This window comes from Streptomyces sp. NPDC054770 (assembly GCF_053611985.1).
In genome coordinates this window covers 54,009-73,901 of sequence record NZ_JBSHBL010000030.1, presented here as the reverse complement: position 1 = coordinate 73,901, position 19,893 = coordinate 54,009, and the positions used below count along the sequence as shown (strand labels likewise).

The following is a 19,893-nucleotide window of genomic DNA, read 5'->3' as shown; positions in this document are numbered from 1 at the left end:
CGTACAGCGTACGTAGTGCGCTATGGTCGGCACATGGAAACTACGTACGCTGTACTTAGTGAAGGTCTGGAGAAGCGCTTCGGCGCTGTGCACGCCCTGCGCGGCCTCGATCTGGCCGTCCGGCAGGGCACGGTCTGCGGACTGCTCGGACCGAACGGGGCGGGGAAGACGACGGCCGTACGGCTGTTGACCACCCTCCTCCGGCCCGACGCGGGCTCCGCCCGCATCGCGGGGCACGACCTGGTCCGGGACGCCCCGGCCGTGCGCCGCAGCATCGGCGTCACCGGCCAGTACGCCTCGGTCGACGGCGACCTCACCGGCCGCGAGAACCTCCGCCTCTTCGCCCGGCTGCACCGGGTGCGGGGACCGAACGACCGGGCCGCCGAACTCCTCGACCGCTTCGGCCTCACCGAGGCCGCCGACCGCAAGGCGGCCACCTACTCCGGCGGCATGCGCCGCCGGCTCGACCTCGCGGCCAGCCTGGTCCGCCGTCCCGACGTGCTGTTCCTCGACGAGCCCACCACCGGCCTCGACCCCGCCAGCAGGAACGGCATCTGGGAGGCGGTGCGCGAGCTGACGGCGGACGGTACGACGGTGCTGCTGACCACGCAGTATCTGGAGGAGGCCGACCAACTCGCCGACGACATCGTGCTGATGGACCACGGCCGGGTGGCCCGGACCGGCTCGCCCGCCGAACTGAAGGCGCTGATCGGCTGGTACGCGGAGGCCGTGGTCGCCGACCGGGACGCGCTGCCGAAGGCGGCCGCTGTGCTAGATCACCTCACCGGCACGGAGCCGCAGTTCGACCACGACCGGCACTCCGTCGGTGCCGTGACCACGGACCCGACCCTCACCCTCCCGCGTCTGGTGCGCGAGCTCGACGCGGCGGACGTGCCCCTGCTCGACGCGAGCCTCCGGCCGCCGACCCTGGACGACGTTTTCCTCCGACTGACGGGAAGCCGAGCATGAGCGCGCTCGCGTACGACGGCGTCACGATGGTGGGCCGGCAGCTGCGCCGGGTCCGCAACAGCCCGGGCCTCGCGGTCCTCACCCAGCTGATGCCCATCAACATGCTGCTGTTCTTCGGCTACGTCTTCGGCAGCGCACTGGCGATGCCGGGCCCGGAGTACCGTTCCTTCCTCGTCCCGGGGCTGCTGGTGGCGACCGCGGCCGGCGGGGTCATGACGGGGATGTTCCAGGCCGCCCAGGACACCCACCGGGGTGTGATGGACCGCTTCCGGACCATGCCGGTGAGCTCGGCCGCCGTACCGCTGGGGCAGGCGGTGGCCGACCTGGTGGTCACGGCGATCGGGACCGTGCCGCTGCTGCTGGTGGGTCTGGCCGTGGGCTGGCGCGTCGAGGGATCGGCGGCCGCGGCGGTCGGCGCGGTGGGCCTCCTGCTGCTGTTCCGGTTCGCCTGCACCAGCGTCGGCATCCTGCTCGGCCTGCTCACCCGCAGTGAGGAGGCGTCCGGTCAGCTCGGCGCGTCCACCTTCGTGCTGCCGCTGCTCTCCAACGCCTACATCCCCACCGCGCATCTCCCGGGCTGGCTGCGCACGCTGGCCGAGTGGAACCCGATCAGCGCGGTGACGACCGCCCTGCGCGACCTCTTCGGCAACGCTCCCGTCCCCGCGGACGCGGCCTGGCCGGTGGCGCACCCGGTCGCGGGCTCGGTCGCCTGGAGCGTGGTCCTCATCGCCGTCTGTCTGCCCCTCGCCGTCCGCCGGTACCGGCGCTGCTGACAGATCCGCCGGTCGCGGGACATGATCCAGCCCATGGACCGTGTCCCGCTGCCCCTGGAGGGCATCACCGTAGTCGCCGTCGAACAGGCCGTCGCCGCCCCCTTCGCCACCCGGCAGCTGGCCGATCTCGGTGCCCGCGTCATCAAGGTCGAACGCACCGAGGGCGGCGACTTCGCCCGCGGCTACGACACCGCCGCCCAGGGGCTCGCCTCGCACTTCGTGTGGTGCAACCGGGGCAAGGAGTCCATCGCGCTGGACCTCAAGGACCCGCGCGGCCTGGACGTCGTACGGCGGCTGGTCGCGGGCGCGGACGTCTTCGTGCAGAACCTGGCCCACGGTGCCGCGTCCCGGCTCGGCCTGGACGCGGCCACGCTGTGCGCCGCGCACCCCCGGCTGGTCGCCGTGGACATCTCCGGATACGGGGCTTCGGGGCCGTACGCCGGCAAACGCGCGTACGACATGCTCGTGCAGTGCGAGGCGGGGCTCGTGTCGGTCACGGGGACGCCGGAACAGCCCGTGAAGGCGGGGATCCCGGCGGCGGACATCGCGGCGGCCATGTACGCCTTCTCGGGGGTCCTGGCGGCGCTGGTGCGGCGCGGGACGACCGGGCGGGGCGGGCCGGTGGAGGTGTCGATGCTGGACGCGCTGGCCGAGTGGCTGGGGCATCCGCTGCACCACACGATGCACGGCGGGACACCGCCCGGGCGCACGGGTCTGGCGCATGCCGTCATCGCGCCCTACGACGCCTATCCGACGGCGGACGGCGGGCGGGTGCTGCTGTCGGTGCAGAACGACCGGGAGTGGCGGCGGCTGGCGGAACAGGTGATCGGACGGCCGGAGTTGGGTGCGGATCCGGCCTTCGCGACGAATGCGGCGCGGGTGGCGAACCGGGCGCGGACCGACGAACTGGTCGGGGCGGCCCTGGAGGCGCTCGGCGCCGACGAGGCGCTGGCGCGGCTGGAGGCCGCGGGCATCGCGTGCGCACGGCTTCGGGACCTGCGGGAACTGGCCGGGCATCCGCAGCTGGCGGCCCGGGAGCGGTGGCGGGAAGTGGGGTCGCCGGTCGGGCCGCTGCGTGCGTTGCTGCCCCCCATCACACTGCCGGGCGGGGACGAGGCTCGGATGGGGGACGTGCCCGCGCTCGGACAGCACACCGGGGCGCTGCTGCGTGCCGTGGGGATGACGGACGCCGAGATCGCAGCGCTGCGCCGGGACGGTGTCGCGGCCTGAGCGCGGGCCTGACGGTCAGGCGGTCAGTGCTTGCTGCCGCCGAACAGCGAACGGCGCAGCCGACGCAGTGGCGCGAAGAGGGAGACACGGCTGACCCGTGCGACCCGGTCGCTGCGCTGCGCGGGTTCACGCGCGGTCAGCTCACGCATCAGTGACGTCGCCTCGACCGCCTGCTGCTGCGGTATGGCGGGTCCCGCCAGCACCGACAGATGGCGGTCGAGGCGCGAACTGGTCGCGCCGCTGCCGCAGGTGATCGCAGGAACCCTCGCCCTGCTGCGTGTTATCTGATCCATGTCACTCCCCACCCGTACGAGTCCACCCGGCCCGGGCAGGGTAACCCTATCGCCCCGATGGGGCACCCGTGTATCGCGGTCACAGGATTCACCTTCCCCGCAAGGGTGTTGACGACCCCTCTTGAACTACACTCCGACTACTCTCCGAATCCAACCGATTTCAGGGCGAGTTGGACAACGGGCTGGCTGGTGGGCTGCGCTGACCCGCCGGCAGGCTCGACGGTCACCGCGAGTGACGTCGCGGACTTGCTCAGACCCGTGGCGACCAAGGGCGTGCCGGCCTTGAAAAGCCCGAGGGAGCGCGGTTGCACACGGGGGCGCATGAGCCAGAGCTGGTGCACTCGGCCGTTCGACGGGGTGCCGTACCCGCTGAGCGTGACGACGGCCCGCCCCTCCGATACGGAAGCCACCGCTCCGATACTTCGGCCCCGGGCATCTTCGTAGCTGGTCGTGCGGACGTCGGTCGCGGCCAGAACGTGGGCGATCTCACGCGACTGGGCCCGCTCGGCGTCGAGCTGATCCTGCGTCCGGCCGACCTGCACCGCGAACAGCGAGGCGACGACCAGCGCGGCGGCCGCGGTGGCGGTGGCGAACGGCACGAACAGGGGGCGGCGGGTCCGCACCCGGACCCGGTCCGGCGGCGGCTGGGCGCCCCAGACGTGCGGCGGCAGCTGGGGCGTGTGCTCGGGGATGGGAGCCGACTCCTGCGGGGTGGCCCGTACCGCGGCCAGCACCCGGTCGCGCATCGCCAGGGGCGGCGGGGCCGCGGCGGAGAAGGCGAGCCGTACCGCGTCCTCGGTCAGCGCCCGGACCTCGTCGGCACACCGGTCGCAGTCCCCCAGGTGCTTCTCGAACCGGCGCCGCTCGCCGGGCTCCAGGGCGTCCAGGGCGTAGGGCGCGGCCAGCGAGTGCAGGTCCTCGCGGTGCAGCAGGCGGCCGACCAGGCTCATGCGGCACCCCCCAGGCAGTCGCGCAGCCGGGTGAGTCCGTCGCGCATCCGTGTCTTGACCGTACCCAGCGGCAGCTTGAGCCGCTCGGCGACCTCACGGTACGTGTAGCCGTCGTAGTAGGCGAGGGTGACGGACTGGCGCTGGAGGGCGGTGAGGCGGTCCAGGCAGCGGCGTACCCACTCGCGCTCCAGGCCGGCTTCCACCGTTTCGGCGACCTGGTCGAAGGCGGGTTCGCCGGCACGCAGCGCCTCGCGCTGTTCGCGTTCGCCGGCCGCGCGGGCGCTGCGCACCCGGTCGACGGCGCGGCGGTGGGCGAGGGTGAGGATCCAGGAGAGGGCACTGCCCCGCTCGGGGTCGAACTTGGGTGCGGAGCGCCAGAGTTCGAGGAGCACCTCCTGGGACACCTCCTCGGACTGGGCGGAGTCGCGCACCACGCGCCGTACGAGTCCGAACACCGGACCGGACACCAGTGCGTAGAGGTCCTCGAACGCCTTCTGGTCGCCGGCGGCGACGAGTTGCAGCAGTTCGTCCGCCTCCACCCCGTCCCCCCTTCTGTGGCCGCACCCGGACCGTCGTCCCACACCAGGCGTTCGCAACTGACGCACCTCCGGCAGAAGTACGTATGCGAGCGCCCGAAACGCAGGTTGAGCATGAAAAAAAGATTTTTTTCTTCGGACCAATCCAAACGGCCCTCCTGCTCCGTATACCCGTCCGTCAAGCAAGTTGGGACCGAGGGACGGACGGCATGACACCTCTAAACTCCAGGGGCGGCGCGAGGCGCAAGGGCCTTGTCACGCTCATCTGTGGGGCACTGGCCACCGGCGGGATCACAGCCGCCAGCGTCGCCGCGCTGGAACCGGGGGCGGCCTCCGCCTCCTCCCACCGGGAGGCCCCGCTCATCTCGGGCACCCCGCAGTACGACAACACCGACCTGTACGCGTTCGTCAGCCCGGACAAGTCCGACACCACCACGATCGTGTCGGACTACATCCCCTTCGAGGAGCCGGCCGGCGGCCCGAACTTCTACCAGTTCGCCGACGACGCCCAGTACGACATCCACGTCGACAACAACGGTGACGCGCTCGACGACCTGATCTTCCGCTACACCTTCAAGACCCAGATCAAGAACAAGAAGACGTTCCTCTACAACACGGGTGTGGTCGACAACCTGACCGACCCCGACCTGAACGTCACGCAGTCGTACAACCTCGATCTGATCAAGCTGAAGAACGGCAAGCAGCAGCACACGACGCGGATCGCCAGCGACGTCCCGGCGGCGCCGTCGGACGTCGGCAAGGCGTCGATGCCGGACTACGCGAAGCTGCGCTCCCAGGCCATCTACAAGACGGTGGGCGGCGGTGCGACCTTCGCCGGCCAGGCGGACGACCCGTTCTTCGCCGACCTGCGCGTCTTCGACCTGCTGTACGGCGGCAACCTCAGCGAGGTCGGCAACGACACCCTCAAGGGCTACAACGTCAACACGATCGCCCTCCAGGTGCCGAACTCCCTGATCCGGCAGTCGGCTTCGCGTCCGACCGTCGGCATCTACGCGACGACCCAGCGCAAGAACGCGCAGGGCTACTACTCGCAGGTCTCGCGTCTCGGCAACCCGCTGGTCAACGAGGTCGTCAACCCGCAGAAGGACAAGGACAAGTTCAACGCGTCCCAGCCCAAGGACGACGCGCAGTTCCTGAAGAACGTCACCAACCCGGAGCTGCCGAAGCTCGTCCAGGCGATCTACAACATCAAGGCGCCGTCCGAGCCCCGCAACGACCTCGTCAGCGTGTTCCTCACGGGCGTCAAGGGCCTCAACACGGAGCAGCCGCAGGCGAAGCCGTCGGAGATGCTCCGCCTCAACACGTCCATCAAGCCCACCGCCAAGCCCAAGCGGCTCGGCGTCCTGGACGGTGACAACGCGGGCTTCCCGAACGGGCGCCGGCTCACCGACGACGTGATCGACGAGGCGCTCCAGGTCATGGAGGGCGAACTGGTCGGTTCCAAGAACGACCTGGGCGACGCGGTCGACAAGAACGACAAGAGCTTCGAGAAGTACTTCCCGTACGTGGCCGAGCCGACGGCCGGTTCGCGCGGCAAGATCGCCAAGGCGGCGGCCGGCAGCAGCACGAAGAGCGCGCTGGGCGACGCCCTGACCGGTTCCGGTGACAGCAACATGACGCTGATCGCGGGCTCGGCGGCCGCGGGTGCGGCGGGTGTGCTGCTGATCGGCATCGCGTTCGGCTGGTGGCGGCGTCGGATGCAGCGGCCGTACTGATCGCCGTTTCCCTTCACGGGGCGCTCGACGCGCCCCCCCTTTTACTGGCGCGGCCCGCACCCACTCAATCCCCCACGGCGCGGGCCGCGCCGCTCCGCGCGAACAGCTACTAGGAGAGGGCATGGCCCCGGGTACGAACGAGAAGCAGCCCGCCGAGACGAAGGACAAGGACGACGAGCGCGTCACCGCCCTGCGCCGGTTCGCCGCCGCGGGGCGGAACTGGCGGCGGGCCCAACTGGCCGGCTCGGCCGTGCTGATGGCCATCGCGCTGACCGGCGGGGCGATCGCCTTCGGGTCCGCCCAGGACGGCGGTACGGCGCCGGTGGCCACGTCGAGCGCGGTGGACCCGGCGCTGCTCGCGAGCGGGGACCTCGACACGACCATCGCCTCTCTCCAGGCCCATCTCCGCACCCAGCCGAAGGACTCCGACAGCTGGGCCACCCTCGGCCTCGCCTACGTCGAGCAGGCGCGCACCAAGGGCGACCCGTCCCGCTACCCGCAGGCCGAGAAGTCCCTCAAGCGCGCGCTCCAGATCACCCCGGACAACGACGAGGCGCTGGCCGCAGAGGCCGCGCTGGCCGCCGCCCGGCACGAGTTCGCGCCGGCGCTCACCTACGCGGACCAGGCCCTGAAGCAGAACCCGTTCAACGCGAACGCCCTGGCCTCCCGCATCGACGCCCTGGTCGAACTCGGCCGCTACGACGAGGCGAGCAAGGCGGCCGACCTCGCCGACCAGCGCAAGCCGGGCGTACCGGTGTTCACGCGCTACGCGTATGTGCGGGAGCTGCGCGGTGACGTCAAGGACGCGCAGCGGGTGCTGCAGCAGGCCCTGTCCACGGCCACCTCGAAGGGCGACATCTCGTACGTGGCCGCCCAGCTCGGTCTGCTCGCGTGGAACCAGGGCGACTACAAGACCGCGCAGGACTACTACGCCCGCGCCCTGGCCGCCGACGACACCTACATCCCGGCGCTGGAGGGCCGTGCGCGTGTCCAGGCGGCGCTCGGCGACCGGGCCGACGCGATCAAGGGCATGGAACTGGTCGTCTCCCGCTATCCGCTCCCCCAGCAGCTCGTCGAACTCGGCGAGTTGTACGAGGACCGGAACGCCAAGGGCGACAAGGCGAAGGCCGAGGACCAGTACGCGCTCGTCGAGGCCTGGATCGCGCTCGCCCGTGCCAACGGCGTGAACGCCGACCTCGACACCGCCCTCGCCGCCGCCGACCACGGCAACAAGGCCGAGGCGCTGAAGGCCGCCCGCGCCGAGTGGGCCCGCCGCCACACCGTGCACACGGCGGACGCGCTGGCCTGGGCCCTGTACGTCAACGGCCACGTCAAGGAGGCGCTCCCGTACACCCGGCAGGCCACCGCCACCGGCTACCACAACGCCTCCTTCAGCTACCACCAGGGCATGATCGAGCTGGCCAACGGCGAGAAGGCGGCCGGCCGCGCCGCCCTCACCAAGGCCCTCAAGCTCAACCCCGGCTTCTCCCCGCTGGGCGCCCGTACGGCCCGCAAGGCGCTGGAGGCCTCGAAGTGAACCTCCGCCGTACCGCCGCCGTCTTCACCCTGGCCTGCGCCGCGACGCTGCTGTCCGGGACGGCCGCGAGCGCGCACCCGCTCGGCAACTTCACCGTCAACAAGTACGACGGTCTCGTCGCCGCTCCCGGTCAGCTCCGCGTCGACCATGTCGAGGACCTCGCCGAGATCCCGGCGACCCAGGCCAAGCCGGACCTGAAGCGGCTGGGTGCCGCCAAGTGGGCCGAGCAGCGGTGCACGACGGCGGCGGACGGCAGCGAACTCACGGTCGACGGCAGGGCGACGCCGCTCACCGTCGGCACCAGCCATGCCGAACTCCGCCCCGGCCAGGCCGGGCTGAACACCCTGCGCGTGGAGTGCCGGTTCACCGCACCCCTCCCGAAGGGCACCACCGTCACCCTCGGCTTCCACAGCGCGGGCGCCGACACCGGCCCCGGCTGGCGGGAGATCACGGCGCGCGGCGACCGGATGACGCTGACGAAGACGGACGTACCGAAGACGTCCCTCTCGCACGAGCTCACCAGCTACCCCAAGGACCTGCTCTCCTCCCCGGCCGACATCACGACCGCCGCCGTCCACGTGCGGCCGGGCGGCCCCGCCCTCGGCGCGGAACGGCAGGACACCCCGGGTGCCGAAATCCTCCCCCGGGGCATCGACCGCTGGACCCAGGCGCTGACCGACCTGGTCGCCCGCCACCACCTCACCTTCGGCTTCGCGGTGCTCGCGCTGTTCATCTCGATCGGCCTGGGCGCGATGCACGCCCTGGCACCGGGCCACGGCAAGACCCTGATGGCGGCGACGGCAGCGGCCCGGGGCGGCCGCGCCCGCCTTCGCGACGTCCTCCCGCTCGCCGCGTCGGTCACGGTCACCCACACCCTGGGCGTGGTCGCCCTGGGCGTCCTGGTGACGGCGGGCTCGGCGGCCACGCCGTCGGTGATCGCCTGGCTGGGCATCGCGAGCGGCCTCATGGTCCTCGCGGCAGGCGCGAACCTGACCCGCAGGGCCTGGCGCAGCAGGGCCCACGAGCACACACACGACCACGGCCACGACCACAAGCACGAGGTGGCCGAGAAGCGAGAGCTGGCCCTGGTCGGGACGCACGGACACGCCCGGGCCCACGCTCACACGCACGATCACGACCACCCGCACGACGACGGCCACACGCACGACCACGGGCACGACCACGCCCATGGTCACGACCACGCTCATGACCACGACCACGGCGCCCGGCCACACTCCCTGGCCACCCGGTCGTCCGAGGACGACGGCCGGCCCGCACCCCACTCAGCCCGTCCGGCGTTTGAGGACGAGGCCGTCCAGGCCGAAGGGGGGTCCGGGGGCGCAGCCCCCGAGCACGGCCACACCGACGGGCACACGCACAGTCACGGCGGATTCACCCACACCCACTCCACGGCCCCCACCCTCCGCGGCACCATCCTCCTCGGCTTCGCCGGCGGCCTCGTCCCCAGCCCCTCCGCCGTGGTCGTACTCATCGGGGCCGCCGCCCTCGGCCAGGCCTGGTTCGGGCTGCTTCTGGTCGTCGCCTACGGCGTCGGTCTCGCGCTGACGCTGACCGCCGCCGGGTTCGCCGTCGTCAAGCTGGGTACGGGAATGACTCGGGTGATGGACAAACGCCCTCGCTGGACCACCCATCCCATGGCCACCCTGATCCGCAGGACCACCCCGCTCGCCTCGGCGCTCGTGGTCGTGGCCCTGGGTGTCGGACTGGTGGTCAAGGGGGCCGCATCCGCACTGCTGTGAGTTACGTTTGGGATGAATTTCGCGCGAGCTGCCGTGGGGGGCACCCGTGACCGAAGAGCCGGGCCGTGAGCGAGTGATCGCGGGCCGCTACCGACTGTTGTCCCCGCTCGGCGAGGGCGGCATGGGCACCGTGTGGCGCGCCCGCGACGAAGTGCTGGGCCGTGATGTCGCCGTCAAGGAGGTGCGGGCTCCCTTCGGGCTGTCCGGCTCCGACGTCGAGCGGATGTACGCCCGTCTGGAACGCGAGGCCTGGGCCGCGGCCCGGGTCGCGAACCGCAATGTGGTGACCGTGTACGACGTGGCGATGGAGGGCGGACGGCCCTGGATCGTCATGGAGCTGATCCAGGGCGTGTCCCTCGCCGACGTGCTGGAGGCGGAGGGGCCGATGTCCCCGCAGCGGGCCGCGGGCGTCGGCGCCGAGGTGCTGTCCGCACTGCGGGCCGCGCACGCCGCCGGGGTGCTGCACCGGGACGTGAAGCCCGGCAACGTACTGCTGTCGAACGACGGCCGGGTGGTGCTCACCGACTTCGGGATCGCCACGGTCGAGGGCAGTTCGGCGCTGACCATGACCGGCGAGGTGATCGGCTCACCCGAGTTCCTGGCCCCGGAGCGGGCGCTGGGGCGGGCGTTCGGCCCCGAGTCCGACCTGTGGTCGCTCGGTGTGCTGCTGTACGCGGCGGTCGAGGGCACCTCGCCGTTCCGGCAGGACACCCCGCTGAGCACGCTGCGGGCCGTGGTGGACGAGGAGTTGCCGCCGCCGTACCGGGCCGGGCCGCTCGCCCCCGTCATCGAGGGGCTGCTCCGCAAGGACCCGGCGCAGCGGCTGCCGGCCGAACAGGCGGAGCACGACCTGCGGTTGGTCGCGGCCGGGGGCACCCCGAGCACGGCCGCCACCGTCCCGGTCCCGGGGCCGTACGAGACACCGACCCTCGTCGCCCGGCAGCCCCAGCCGTCCTCCCCCACGCCCCCGTTGCCCACCCCGGCCGACACCCGGCCGCCCGTCTCCGACCGCGACGGCAACCGCAGGGCCGGTACCGTGCTGCTCATCGGGTTGGTGCTGGTCGTCCTCGCGCTCGGCGGGCTGACGTACGCCCTCCTCAACCGCAACAACAACGACGGCAGCGGCGGCAACGCGGGGGCGAGCCAGTCGGCCAGCAACCTCAGCTCCCCGGCGCCCAGCAGGAGCAGCAGCACCAAGTCCCAGTCCCCGTCGGCGTCCGCGAGCAGCAGCGCGCCCGCGCAGAGTGTGAAGGTCAGTGTGGCCGGGTCCGGCACGGACTATTCGGGGGCCTGTCCGCCGTCCACCGCGCAGGCGCCCTCGTTCACGGCGACGTTCACGGTGGGGAGCGTGCCCGAGGACGTGCAGTACCGGTGGGTGCTGAAGAACGGGAAGCTCGACGACCAGGGCTGGAAGACGCTGTCCTTCCCGGACGGCGGCGGGAAGACCCGGCAGACCAGGGTGACCGTGACGACCTGGTCCGACAGCGGGACGCTGAGCGACGCGATCGCCGTCGAGGTGCGCAGCCCGGTGGAGACCACGTCCAACTTGGTGCCGTTCACGGTGACCTGCACCAAGACGACGGAGACCCCGAGCGACGGGGCCTCCGCTTCGCCTTCGCCGTCAAGCTCCGGCTGACGTACCGAAGGTCACGCGTTGCTGGTCAGGGCCGGCAGATAGCCGCCGGAGTGGCCGGCCGCGGTGGGGTGGTACGACTCGGTGATGTCCAGCAGGTTGAGGCTGTGCAGCCAGGAGCTGCCGGAGCAGATCTCGTGGCTGGAGAACGCGGTGCGGACGTCGCCGAAGGCGAACCCGTGGTCGGCGGCGCGCTTGGCGATCGCGGTGTCGATGTAGTCGGCGGCGGCGTTGATGGCGGAGCGCTTGGTCGAGGAGAGACCGAGGCAGGTGGTGCCCAGCAGATAGAAGCGGGGGTAGCCGAGGACGACGACCTTGGCGTTGGGGGCCTTGGCGCTGATCGCGTTGTAGACGTTGTCGAGCTTGCCGGGGAGCGTGGAGTCGACGTAGGCCTCGGCGGTGCTGATCCGGGACAGGCAGGTGCTGTCGGAGTTGAGCACACAGGTCGTCATGACGTCGGTGAAGCCCGCGTCGTTGCCGCCGATGGTGATCGAGACCAGGGCGGTCGAGGAGCTGAGGGTGCCGAGCTGGCCGGAGAGCACGTCGTCGGTGGTGGCGCCCGAGCAGGCGAGGAACGAGAACGAGGACGGGCTGTGGGCGGCGTTCCACAGGTAGGGGTAGGCGTTGGTGCTGCGATCGCAGCTGCCACTTGAGCTGATGTAGCTGCCGGCGCCGACACCGGAGGAGTACGAGTCGCCGAGTGCCACATAGCCCCCGGTCGCGGCCTGCGCTTCCGTCGCGGCCGCCCCGGTGAGGGCGAGGCCGGTGGCGAGGAGGAGTGAAGTCACGTATGCCGTAATTCGGGAACGTCTCATGGAACCTCCCTTTAGCAGGATCTCTGCCATAACTGTCGTAGCAACTACGCGTGTTGACGGGAAGTGTCCATGCCAAAACTGTTCACGATCTCAACCAGCCCTAACCGGACCGTTCCTGCGCGTTCCCGGCACGTTTGATTACGCGGCCATGACAGCGGAGTGACAGCCCGTCAGCCCCCTCGCGCTCTCGGGACCCATGTCGCAATCGATCACCGGAACGCACCAGAATCGAGCGACTTGTTCCCCGGAGGCATCAGGTGTCTCCGGGGAACGGTCATGTCCGGAGACCCGCTTGACGCCCCCCGTTCGGCTGCGCGACATTGAAGCCCGGCATCCGACGCCTTGGGGGGCAAAGTCGGCCATGCAGACCATACGGCTCAAGACATCATCAACAGCGGACGAACGGGCACGGCCAGGACCGGGGAGGGACCTGGGACCCCTGTTCGCGGGGGCCGCGACAGCCGTCGCCGGGTTCGGTGCACTGCTCGCACTCACCGACTCCGGCTCGTCGTTGCGCGGGCCGCTCGGGCTGTTCTTCCTGCTCGCCGCGCCGGCCGCGGCCATCGGTCTGGCACTGCGCGGACTCGGCCCGTTCGCCCGCGCGCTCACCGCACTGGCGGGTGCCGTCGCCCTGGACATGCTGATCGCCCAGGGCATGCTCGCCACCCATCACTGGTCCTGGCGCGGCGGCATCATCGCCGTGACCGCGATCAGCCTTCTGCTGCTTCTGCTGGTACTCCTGCGACCGGTGGAACGCATTCTCGAACGGATTCCTCGGCGAGCCGGGAAAATACGTTCGAGTTGAAGAACAAGGTCGGCCAAAGTTTCGTAACGGCCAAACCAACAAAAACGTGAGGCCCGCTTCCGGGTCTTGCCATACTGGTTCAATCATCAATACCGTCGTACATCTCACCCGCATCGGATCGTCATCAAGCGGCTCTAGGGGAGGGCTCAAGGACCGCGATGTTCCGGGGCGGGGCGCGGTAGGGGGGTGCCGTGCTCGGTGACCGCAATGACCACTGTCGTTTCTCGTGTGACCACTGTCGTTTCCGAGTCGTGCCGCGCGACCGGCTGCCGTTTTCCGGCAGACCGGCCATCTTTGCCAGCTCACCTGCGGATACGGAGATCCGTTCTCCGAGCCGTCGGTGAGAAACCCCCCTTTCGAACCGGACACAGAAGCGGGCCGCCCAGGGGCGGGCGGTCCACCGGACGAGAGGGACAAGACTCATGAGTTCTGTTCTGCGCACACCGGCCTCGGGCCAAGATCCGTTAATGGGACCCGAATACCGGCCGATCTCCTCTCACCTGGCCATCACACCGCCGGTGAGCGTGGTGATTCCCGCGATGAATGAGGCGGAGAATCTCCCCTACGTCTTCAAGACACTTCCGGGCTGGATACATGAAGTGGTCCTTGTGGACGGTAATTCCACCGACAACACCGTGGAAGTCGCGCGGGAGTTGTGGCCCGAAGTGAAAGTCGTCGAACAGCGGGGCAAGGGCAAGGGAGATGCCCTCATCACCGGGTTCGAGGCGTGCACCGGCGACATCATCGTCATGGTGGACGCGGACGGCTCGGCCGACGGCCACGAGATCGTGTCGTACGTCTCCGCCCTGGTCTCGGGCGCCGACTTCGCCAAGGGTTCGCGCTTCGCCAACGGCGGCGGCACGGACGACATGACCTTCATCCGCAAGCTCGGCAACTGGGCGCTGTGCACGGTCGTCAACCGCAAGTTCGGCGCCCGCTACACCGACCTCTGCTACGGGTACAACGCGTTCTGGCGGCACTGCCTCGACAAGATCGACCTCGACTGCACCGGCTTCGAGATCGAGACCCTGATCAACATCCGGGTCGTCAAGGCGGGCCTGAAGGTGCAGGAGATACCCAGCTACGAGTACCTGCGCATCCACGGCACCAGCAACCTGCGCGCCGTACGCGACGGCCTGCGCGTGCTCAAGGTGATCCTCAAGGAGCGCTCCAACCGGCGTGACCTGCGCCGGCAGGTAAGGCGCTCCCCGATGCTCAGCACGGGCCGGGGAGAGACGTCTTGAGCGATCCCGACATCTCCGTCGTGATCTGCGTGTACACCGAGGACCGCTGGGAGGACATCCTCGCGGCGGTCTCCTCGGTGCGCGCCCAGTCGTATCCGGCGCAGGAGACCCTGCTGGTCGTCGACCACAACCCGGCGCTCCTGGAACGGCTCACGAAGGAGTACAAAGAGGCCACCCGGGTGCGGGTGCTCGCCAACGCGGGCCCCCGCGGCCTGTCCGCGGGCCGCAACACGGGCATCGCCGCCTCCTACGGCGAGGTGATCGCCTTCCTCGACGACGACGCGGTGGCCGAGCGGGACTGGCTGCGCCGCTTCGCCGAGGGGTACGCCGACCCGAAGGTGATGGCGGTCGGCGGCCGGACCATGCCGATCTGGGCGTCGGGCCGCCGACCGGACTGGTTCCCGGAGGAGTTCGACTGGGTCGTCGGCTGCACCTACCGGGGGCTGCCCGCGGGCCGCGTCCGGGTCCGTAACGTCCTCGGCGGAAACGCTTCTTTCCGGCGTACGGCCTTCGACGCGGCGGGCGGCTTCGCCACCGGCATCGGCCGCGACGGCGACAAGCGCCCGCTGGGCTGCGAGGAGACGGAGCTGTGCATCCGCCTCACCCGGGCCCGCCCGGACGCGGTCCTCCTCATCGACGACCGCGCGGTCATCCACCATCGGGTGCCCAAGGCCCGCGAGCACTTCGGGTACTTCCGCACCCGCGCCTACGCCGAGGGCCTCTCCAAGGCCCTGGTCGCCCGCAGTGTGGGCGCCGGCAAGGGCCTGGAGTCCGAACGCCGGTACACCACGCGGGTGCTGCCCGCCGGGGTCGCTCGTGGCCTGCGGGACGCACTGCTGGCCCGGCCGGGCGGCGCGGGCCGGGCGGGCGCGATCGTCGCCGGGGTGCTGACGGCGGCCGGCGGCTACGTGGTGGGGAGCGTGCGGGCGCGGCGGGGCGGGGCGGCCTTCGCCGTCGCCGGGATCGAGGAGGGATCCCATGGCTGAGGCGCCGGTCCCGATCCTCATGTACCACTCGGTCGCGACCGCACCCAACGACGCCACCCGCGCGCTGTCGGTGGCACCGGAGGCGTTCGCCGAGCAGATGGCGCTCATCGGCGGCCTGGGCCTGACCCCGGTCAGCACGGCTGCCCTGGCCGCCGGCTGGCGCTCCGGCGGCCCGCTCCCCGACCGTCCGGTCCTGATCACCTTCGACGACGGCTACGAGGGCGTGCACCGGCACGCCCTGCCCGTGCTCGCCAAGCACGGCTACGCCTCCACCCTGTTCGTCTCGACGGGCTGGCTCCGGGGCGCGTACGACACCGGAGGCGGCCTGGACGCCATGCTCGACTGGGACCAGGTGCGCGAACTCGCGGGCGCCGGCTGCGAGATCGGCGGGCACAGCCACACCCACCCGGAGCTCGACCAGCTGGACGACGACCGGCTGCGCGAGGAACTGATGCGCTGCCGGGACATCGTCACCGGCGAACTGGGCGCCGAACCCACCTCGTTCGCCTACCCGTACGGCTACTCCAGCCGCCGGGTCCGGCAGGCCGTGCGGGCGGCCGGGTACGCCCAGGCGCTCGCCGTCGGCAACGCTCTCGCCCACCGCCGTCAGGGTCCGTTCGCGTTGCGGCGCGTCACCGTGCGCCGCAGTACGGACGCCGCGGAGTTCGCCCAGCTGCTCGAAGGCCGTGCGATCGCCCGCAACTTCGCCAGGGACCGTGCCCTCACCAAGGGTTACGCCGTTCTCCGCAGAGCCCGACAGGTCCGCCGGAAGGCCAGCCGTTCCCGTGTCTGACACGACCACCGCAACCGAGACCGCGACAACCGAGACGTCGGCGCCCGAGCAGTCGGGGCGCCGTCTTCGCCTGCCCGGACGGGGCGGTTCGTCCGGCGGCAGTCCACTCTTCAGGAACGCCTATGCGCTGATGCTCAACACCGGCATCTCCGCCGTCCTGGGCCTCGGCTTCTGGCTGGCCGCGGCCCGCTACTACTCCGAGTCGGCCGTCGGCCAGGGCTCCGCCGCGATCGCCGCGATGAAGTTCCTGGCGGGCCTGACCGCGGTGACCCTCACCGGCGCCCTGGCCCGCTTCATCCCGGTGGCGGGCCGCCACACCGGGCGCCTGATCTTCCGTACCTACGCGGGCAGTTCGCTGATCGTGGCGACGGCCGCCGGGGTCTTCCTGCTGACGCTGAACGCGTGGGGGCCGTCGTACCGCTTCCTGCACGGGCCGCTCAACGGGCTCGGGTTCATCGTCGCGGTCGTCTCCTGGAACCTGCTCACCCTCCAGGACGGGGTACTGACCGGGCTGCGCAACGCGCCCTGGGTGCCGGTGGGCAACACCGTGTTCTCGGCCGTCAAGCTGGGACTGCTGGTCGCGCTGTCCGTGGCGATCCCGACGGCCGGTGTCTTCGTCTCCTGGGTCGCGGCGATCGCCACCTCGTTCGTACCGCTGGGCTGGCTGGTGTTCCGGCGCCTGGTGCCCCGGCACGTCAAGGCGACCGAGGACCATGCGAAACCGCCCACGCTGCGGGAGATCGGCAGGTTCCTGGCCGGCGACTACACCGGCTCGCTGTTCTCCCTCGCCGTGGTCTACCTGGTCCCGGTGATCATCGCCTCGCAGGTCAGCTCCGAGGACAACGCGTACTTCTACATCACCACCACCATCGGCGGCACCACCAACCTGCTCGCCATCAACATGGGCGCCTCGCTGACCGTCGAGGGCTCGCACGACCCGGCCCGGCTGGCCGGCAACGCCCGGGCCGCGCTGAAGCGGATGGCCCGGATCATGATCCCCATCTGCGCGCTGCTGTTCTTCGGGGCGCCCTGGATCCTCGGTGTGTTCGGCCCCGGCTACGCGGACGCGGCGACCCCGCTGCTGCGCTGGTTCGCGGTCGGCGCGCTGCTGCGGGTCGTGATGGAGACCTACTTCGCGGTGCTGCGTGCGCAGAGCCGTACCGCGGGCCTCGCCTGGCTGCAGGGCCTGCTGTGCGTGCTGGTGCTCGGGCTGACCCTGCTCCTGCTGCCCCGGATGGGGCTGACCGGCGCGGGCGTGGCCGAGATCTCCAGCCTCGCGGTGATCGTGACGATCGCGGCGCCCCGGCTGTGGAAGACGCTCCGGGCGGCCCCGGCCGAGATCCCCGAGGACACCGCACCGGACGGCGACCTCGCCGACCTGGGGACGCGCGAGGCCCCGGCCGCGACCGCCCCGCGCAGGCGCGGCCCCGCGTGGGCACTGGACACCGACACCCTCGCCCTCGGCATCCACGTGGACTTCGACCATGTGGAGCGCCGGCCGGACGTACGGCCGGGGCCGGGAACTCCGCCCACGGGTACGCCCGTTGTCCGACCGGACGACCGGCCGACATGGGCGCTGCGGCCGCCACGGAACCTGGGGTTGCCGGTGGAGGAGAGGGAGCCGCACGCGGAGGCCTCGCTGGGGCCCGCCGAGGTCTCGCTGCTGAAGGAGGCCGAGGTCGACGCGCCGTTCGGGAAGGCCGCCGTACCGGAACCGGAGCCGGAGGAGGCGGCGGTGCCGGCCGAGGCTCCCGAGGAGCCTGCGCCCGCGCGCTCGCTGCGGGAGCGGCTGACGCCCAGCCGCGCGGGAGTCGTCCTCGGCTGCCTCCTGGCCGCCGCCCTGCTGCTCTACTGGGTGCCGGCGGCCCGGCTCGACGACGCCGACCTGGACCGGATGGGCGGGCTCGGGCTGATCTCGGTGCTGCCGCTGCCGACGCTGGTCGGGGCGGCGCTGCTGGTCACGGTGTTCGCCGCGCTGCTCTGGCTGCGCCGGGAGCACAAGGCGCTGCTCCTGGTCACCCTGCTGGCGACGGTCGTATCGCTCCATGCGCTGCCCGCCGTGATCGAGACGGAGCCGCGCTTCCCGACCGCCTGGCAGCACCTCGGGTTCATCGACTACATCGACCGCACCGGCTCGGCCGTACCGGACCTGGACGCCCGCTGGAGCTGGCCGGGCTTCTTCGCGGCGGCCGCGTTCATCGGCCGGGCGTGCGGGGTCACGGACTTCACCGAGGTCATCCGCTGGTGGCCGACGTTCATCGAACTGGCGTATCTGGCACCGATGTTCCTGCTCGTACGGTCGCTGCGGGCGAGCTGGCGGGCGAAGTGGACCGGCATCTGGATCTTCGTGCTGTGCGGCTGGGTCGGCCAGGACTACTTCTCCCCGCAGGGCTTCACCTACCTGCTCTATCTGGTGTTCGTGGCGATCCTGCTCGTCTGGTTCCGCGCCCCGCACGTCATCTGGACGCGGTTCCGGCCGGGCGAGGCGGAGGTCGAGCCGACGAACCGGCGTCAACAGGCCGTGCTGCTCATGGTGCTGGTCGGCCTGTACGCGGCGACGGTCCCGGCGCACCAGCTCACCCCGTTCGTGATGCTGGGCGTGCTGGCGGCCCTGGTCCTGATCCGCAGGTCCGAACTGCGGGGTCTGCCGATCCTGTTCGGGGTGGTCGCGGCGGTCTGGCTGGGCTTCATGGCCGAGCCGTACTGGTCCGGGCACTTCAACGACCTGTTCGGCGGGGTCGGCGGGGTCGGCAGCAATGTCTCCACCTCGGTCTCCGGCCGTATCCAGGGCGGCAGTTCGACCCACAAGCTGGTCCTGTACGTCCGGGTCCTGCTGGCCGGGAGCATGATGACGTTCGCCGTCTGGGGCTGGTGGCGCCGCCGCTTCCACCGGTACCGCGAGCGCTCCCTGCTGGTCCTGACCTTCGTGCCGTTCCTGGGCTTCGGCATGCAGTCGTACGGCGGCGAGATGGCGCTGCGCGTCTTCATGTTCGCCCTGCCGGGCGCGGCCCTGCTGGCCGGGCTCGCCCTGTTCCCGCGTACCGGCACCACGGCGAAGGAGCGGGAGAAGGACAGGGTCAGCCTGGCGCCGGTGGCCGCGCTGATGGCCGGGCTGCTGCTCATGGGCGGCTTCCTGGTGGCGCGTTGGGGCAACGAGTCCTTCGAACGGGTGCGGCCCGGCGAGGTCGCCGCCATGGACTACGTCTACGCCCACGACAAGCCGACGGTACGGCTGCTGTGGCTGAGCAACGACACGGTCAACGACGTGACCCCGGCGATTCCGTGGGGCGCGAAGGACATGGAGCGGGTCGACTACGTGCCGACGCTCGCCCCGACCGACCCGGTGCTGGTGTCTAGTCTGGTCAAGGCGCTCAAGGACGCCGGCCCGCACTCGTATCTGATGGTCAACAGGAGTCAGGTCACCTATCTCCAGATGGACGCCGGCTACTCGGCGACCTGGGAGAGCCGGCTGATCCAGAACCTGGACAACCGGCAGGATCTGACGAAGGTCCTGGTCAACGACGACGCCACCGTGTACGCACTGCGCAAACAGCCCGCGGGTGCGGTGGAGAAGCCGGATCCGGGGCCGATCGGGCCGCGGATCACCTGGACGCCGTGGTCGGTGATCGGCGCTCTCGCCGCCGTCGCGCTGATCCTGCTGCTGACGGCCCGCGAGGTGGTCCGGGTCGCGGTCCGGCCCGGGGTGCGGCAACTGCGCTGGCTGCAGAGCAGTTTCTGGTTCTCGGTGCCGCTGCTCGCGGTACTGCTGGCCTCGTTGGCGCAACGGTTCCTGACGCTCAAGTGAGGGGTCCGAAGTGGCTCACCGGGCCGGT

16 protein-coding genes are annotated in these 19,893 nt (G+C 71.0%); 12 read left to right on the top strand and 4 right to left on the bottom strand.

Features of this window, described 5'->3' with window-relative positions; all coding sequences use genetic code 11:
* The first annotated feature begins 33 nt into the window (after window positions 1-33).
* The 3 genes from ACWGKQ_RS25250 to ACWGKQ_RS25240 are packed head-to-tail and all read left to right on the top strand — an operon-like array spanning window position 34 to window position 2,972.
* Complete coding sequence (locus ACWGKQ_RS25250) at window positions 34-969, top strand: ATP-binding cassette domain-containing protein (protein WP_453294208.1); 936 nt, start codon at window positions 34-36, stop codon at window positions 967-969.
* Window positions 966-1,742: an ABC transporter permease gene (locus ACWGKQ_RS25245; protein ID WP_453294207.1), complete on the top strand. Its 777-nt coding sequence runs from the start codon at window positions 966-968 to the stop codon at window positions 1,740-1,742. The genes ACWGKQ_RS25250 and ACWGKQ_RS25245 overlap by 4 nt, the downstream gene beginning before the upstream one ends.
* A 33-nt stretch (window positions 1,743-1,775) precedes the next feature.
* Window positions 1,776-2,972 carry a CaiB/BaiF CoA transferase family protein gene (locus ACWGKQ_RS25240; RefSeq protein WP_453294206.1) on the top strand — a complete coding sequence of 399 codons (1,197 nt, stop codon included), beginning with the start codon at window positions 1,776-1,778 and terminating at the stop codon, window positions 2,970-2,972.
* A 23-nt stretch (window positions 2,973-2,995) separates the two neighbouring features.
* Here the strand turns inward: ACWGKQ_RS25240 and ACWGKQ_RS25235 are convergent, their stop codons facing one another.
* The 3 genes from ACWGKQ_RS25235 to ACWGKQ_RS25225 form a co-directional block, all read right to left on the bottom strand.
* On the bottom strand, window positions 2,996-3,265 hold the full coding sequence (locus tag ACWGKQ_RS25235) for a hypothetical protein (protein ID WP_189264881.1): 270 nt from the start codon (window positions 3,263-3,265) through the stop codon (window positions 2,996-2,998).
* A 137-nt stretch (window positions 3,266-3,402) separates the two neighbouring features.
* Window positions 3,403-4,215: an anti-sigma factor gene (locus ACWGKQ_RS25230; protein ID WP_453294205.1), complete on the bottom strand. Its 813-nt coding sequence runs from the start codon at window positions 4,213-4,215 to the stop codon at window positions 3,403-3,405.
* Window positions 4,212-4,754 carry a sigma-70 family RNA polymerase sigma factor gene (locus ACWGKQ_RS25225; RefSeq protein WP_453294204.1) on the bottom strand — a complete coding sequence of 181 codons (543 nt, stop codon included), beginning with the start codon at window positions 4,752-4,754 and terminating at the stop codon, window positions 4,212-4,214. The genes ACWGKQ_RS25230 and ACWGKQ_RS25225 overlap by 4 nt, the downstream gene beginning before the upstream one ends.
* A gap of 206 nt (window positions 4,755-4,960) precedes the next feature.
* Here ACWGKQ_RS25225 and ACWGKQ_RS25220 point away from each other — a divergent pair, with 206 nt between their 5' ends.
* The 4 genes from ACWGKQ_RS25220 to ACWGKQ_RS25205 all read left to right on the top strand — a co-directional run bounded on the left by ACWGKQ_RS25220 (window position 4,961) and on the right by ACWGKQ_RS25205 (window position 11,420).
* The gene (locus ACWGKQ_RS25220) at window positions 4,961-6,487 is read left to right on the top strand and encodes a DUF4331 domain-containing protein (protein ID WP_453294203.1); all 1,527 of its coding nucleotides are present in this window, start codon (window positions 4,961-4,963) and stop codon (window positions 6,485-6,487) included.
* 121 nt (window positions 6,488-6,608) lie between these two features.
* Window positions 6,609-8,024 carry a tetratricopeptide repeat protein gene (locus tag ACWGKQ_RS25215; protein ID WP_453294202.1) on the top strand — a complete coding sequence of 472 codons (1,416 nt, stop codon included), beginning with the start codon at window positions 6,609-6,611 and terminating at the stop codon, window positions 8,022-8,024.
* Window positions 8,021-9,784, top strand: coding sequence for a nickel transporter (locus tag ACWGKQ_RS25210; RefSeq protein ID WP_453294201.1), 1,764 nt, complete (start codon window positions 8,021-8,023; stop codon window positions 9,782-9,784). Before ACWGKQ_RS25215 ends, ACWGKQ_RS25210 begins: the two co-directional genes overlap by 4 nt.
* A gap of 46 nt (window positions 9,785-9,830) precedes the next feature.
* Window positions 9,831-11,420 carry a serine/threonine-protein kinase gene (locus ACWGKQ_RS25205; RefSeq protein WP_453294200.1) on the top strand — a complete coding sequence of 530 codons (1,590 nt, stop codon included), beginning with the start codon at window positions 9,831-9,833 and terminating at the stop codon, window positions 11,418-11,420.
* Window positions 11,421-11,431: 11 nt separating this feature from the next.
* On the opposite strand, the gene ACWGKQ_RS25200 is transcribed toward ACWGKQ_RS25205, so the two are convergent.
* Window positions 11,432-12,232: an SGNH/GDSL hydrolase family protein gene (locus ACWGKQ_RS25200; protein ID WP_453294199.1), complete on the bottom strand. Its 801-nt coding sequence runs from the start codon at window positions 12,230-12,232 to the stop codon at window positions 11,432-11,434.
* Between the two features lie 361 nt (window positions 12,233-12,593).
* On the opposite strand from ACWGKQ_RS25200, the gene ACWGKQ_RS25195 reads away from it, so the two are divergent.
* The 5 genes from ACWGKQ_RS25195 to ACWGKQ_RS25175 all read left to right on the top strand — a co-directional run bounded on the left by ACWGKQ_RS25195 (window position 12,594) and on the right by ACWGKQ_RS25175 (window position 19,865).
* Window positions 12,594-13,037 (top strand): hypothetical protein, encoded by a 444-nt coding sequence (locus tag ACWGKQ_RS25195; RefSeq protein WP_453294198.1) that lies wholly within the window; start codon window positions 12,594-12,596, stop codon window positions 13,035-13,037.
* A 422-nt stretch (window positions 13,038-13,459) separates the two neighbouring features.
* Window positions 13,460-14,281, top strand: coding sequence for a glycosyltransferase family 2 protein (locus ACWGKQ_RS25190; protein WP_453294197.1), 822 nt, complete (start codon window positions 13,460-13,462; stop codon window positions 14,279-14,281).
* Window positions 14,278-15,267 (top strand): glycosyltransferase family 2 protein, encoded by a 990-nt coding sequence (locus tag ACWGKQ_RS25185; RefSeq protein WP_453294196.1) that lies wholly within the window; start codon window positions 14,278-14,280, stop codon window positions 15,265-15,267. The genes ACWGKQ_RS25190 and ACWGKQ_RS25185 overlap by 4 nt, the downstream gene beginning before the upstream one ends.
* A complete protein-coding gene (locus ACWGKQ_RS25180) occupies window positions 15,260-16,060 on the top strand; it encodes a polysaccharide deacetylase family protein (protein ID WP_453294195.1) in 801 nt (266 codons plus the stop codon). The genes ACWGKQ_RS25185 and ACWGKQ_RS25180 overlap by 8 nt, the downstream gene beginning before the upstream one ends.
* Window positions 16,053-19,865, top strand: a complete 3,813-nt coding sequence (locus tag ACWGKQ_RS25175) for a lipopolysaccharide biosynthesis protein (protein WP_453294194.1) — start codon at window positions 16,053-16,055, stop codon at window positions 19,863-19,865. The genes ACWGKQ_RS25180 and ACWGKQ_RS25175 overlap by 8 nt, the downstream gene beginning before the upstream one ends.
* Window positions 19,866-19,893 lie beyond the last annotated feature (28 nt).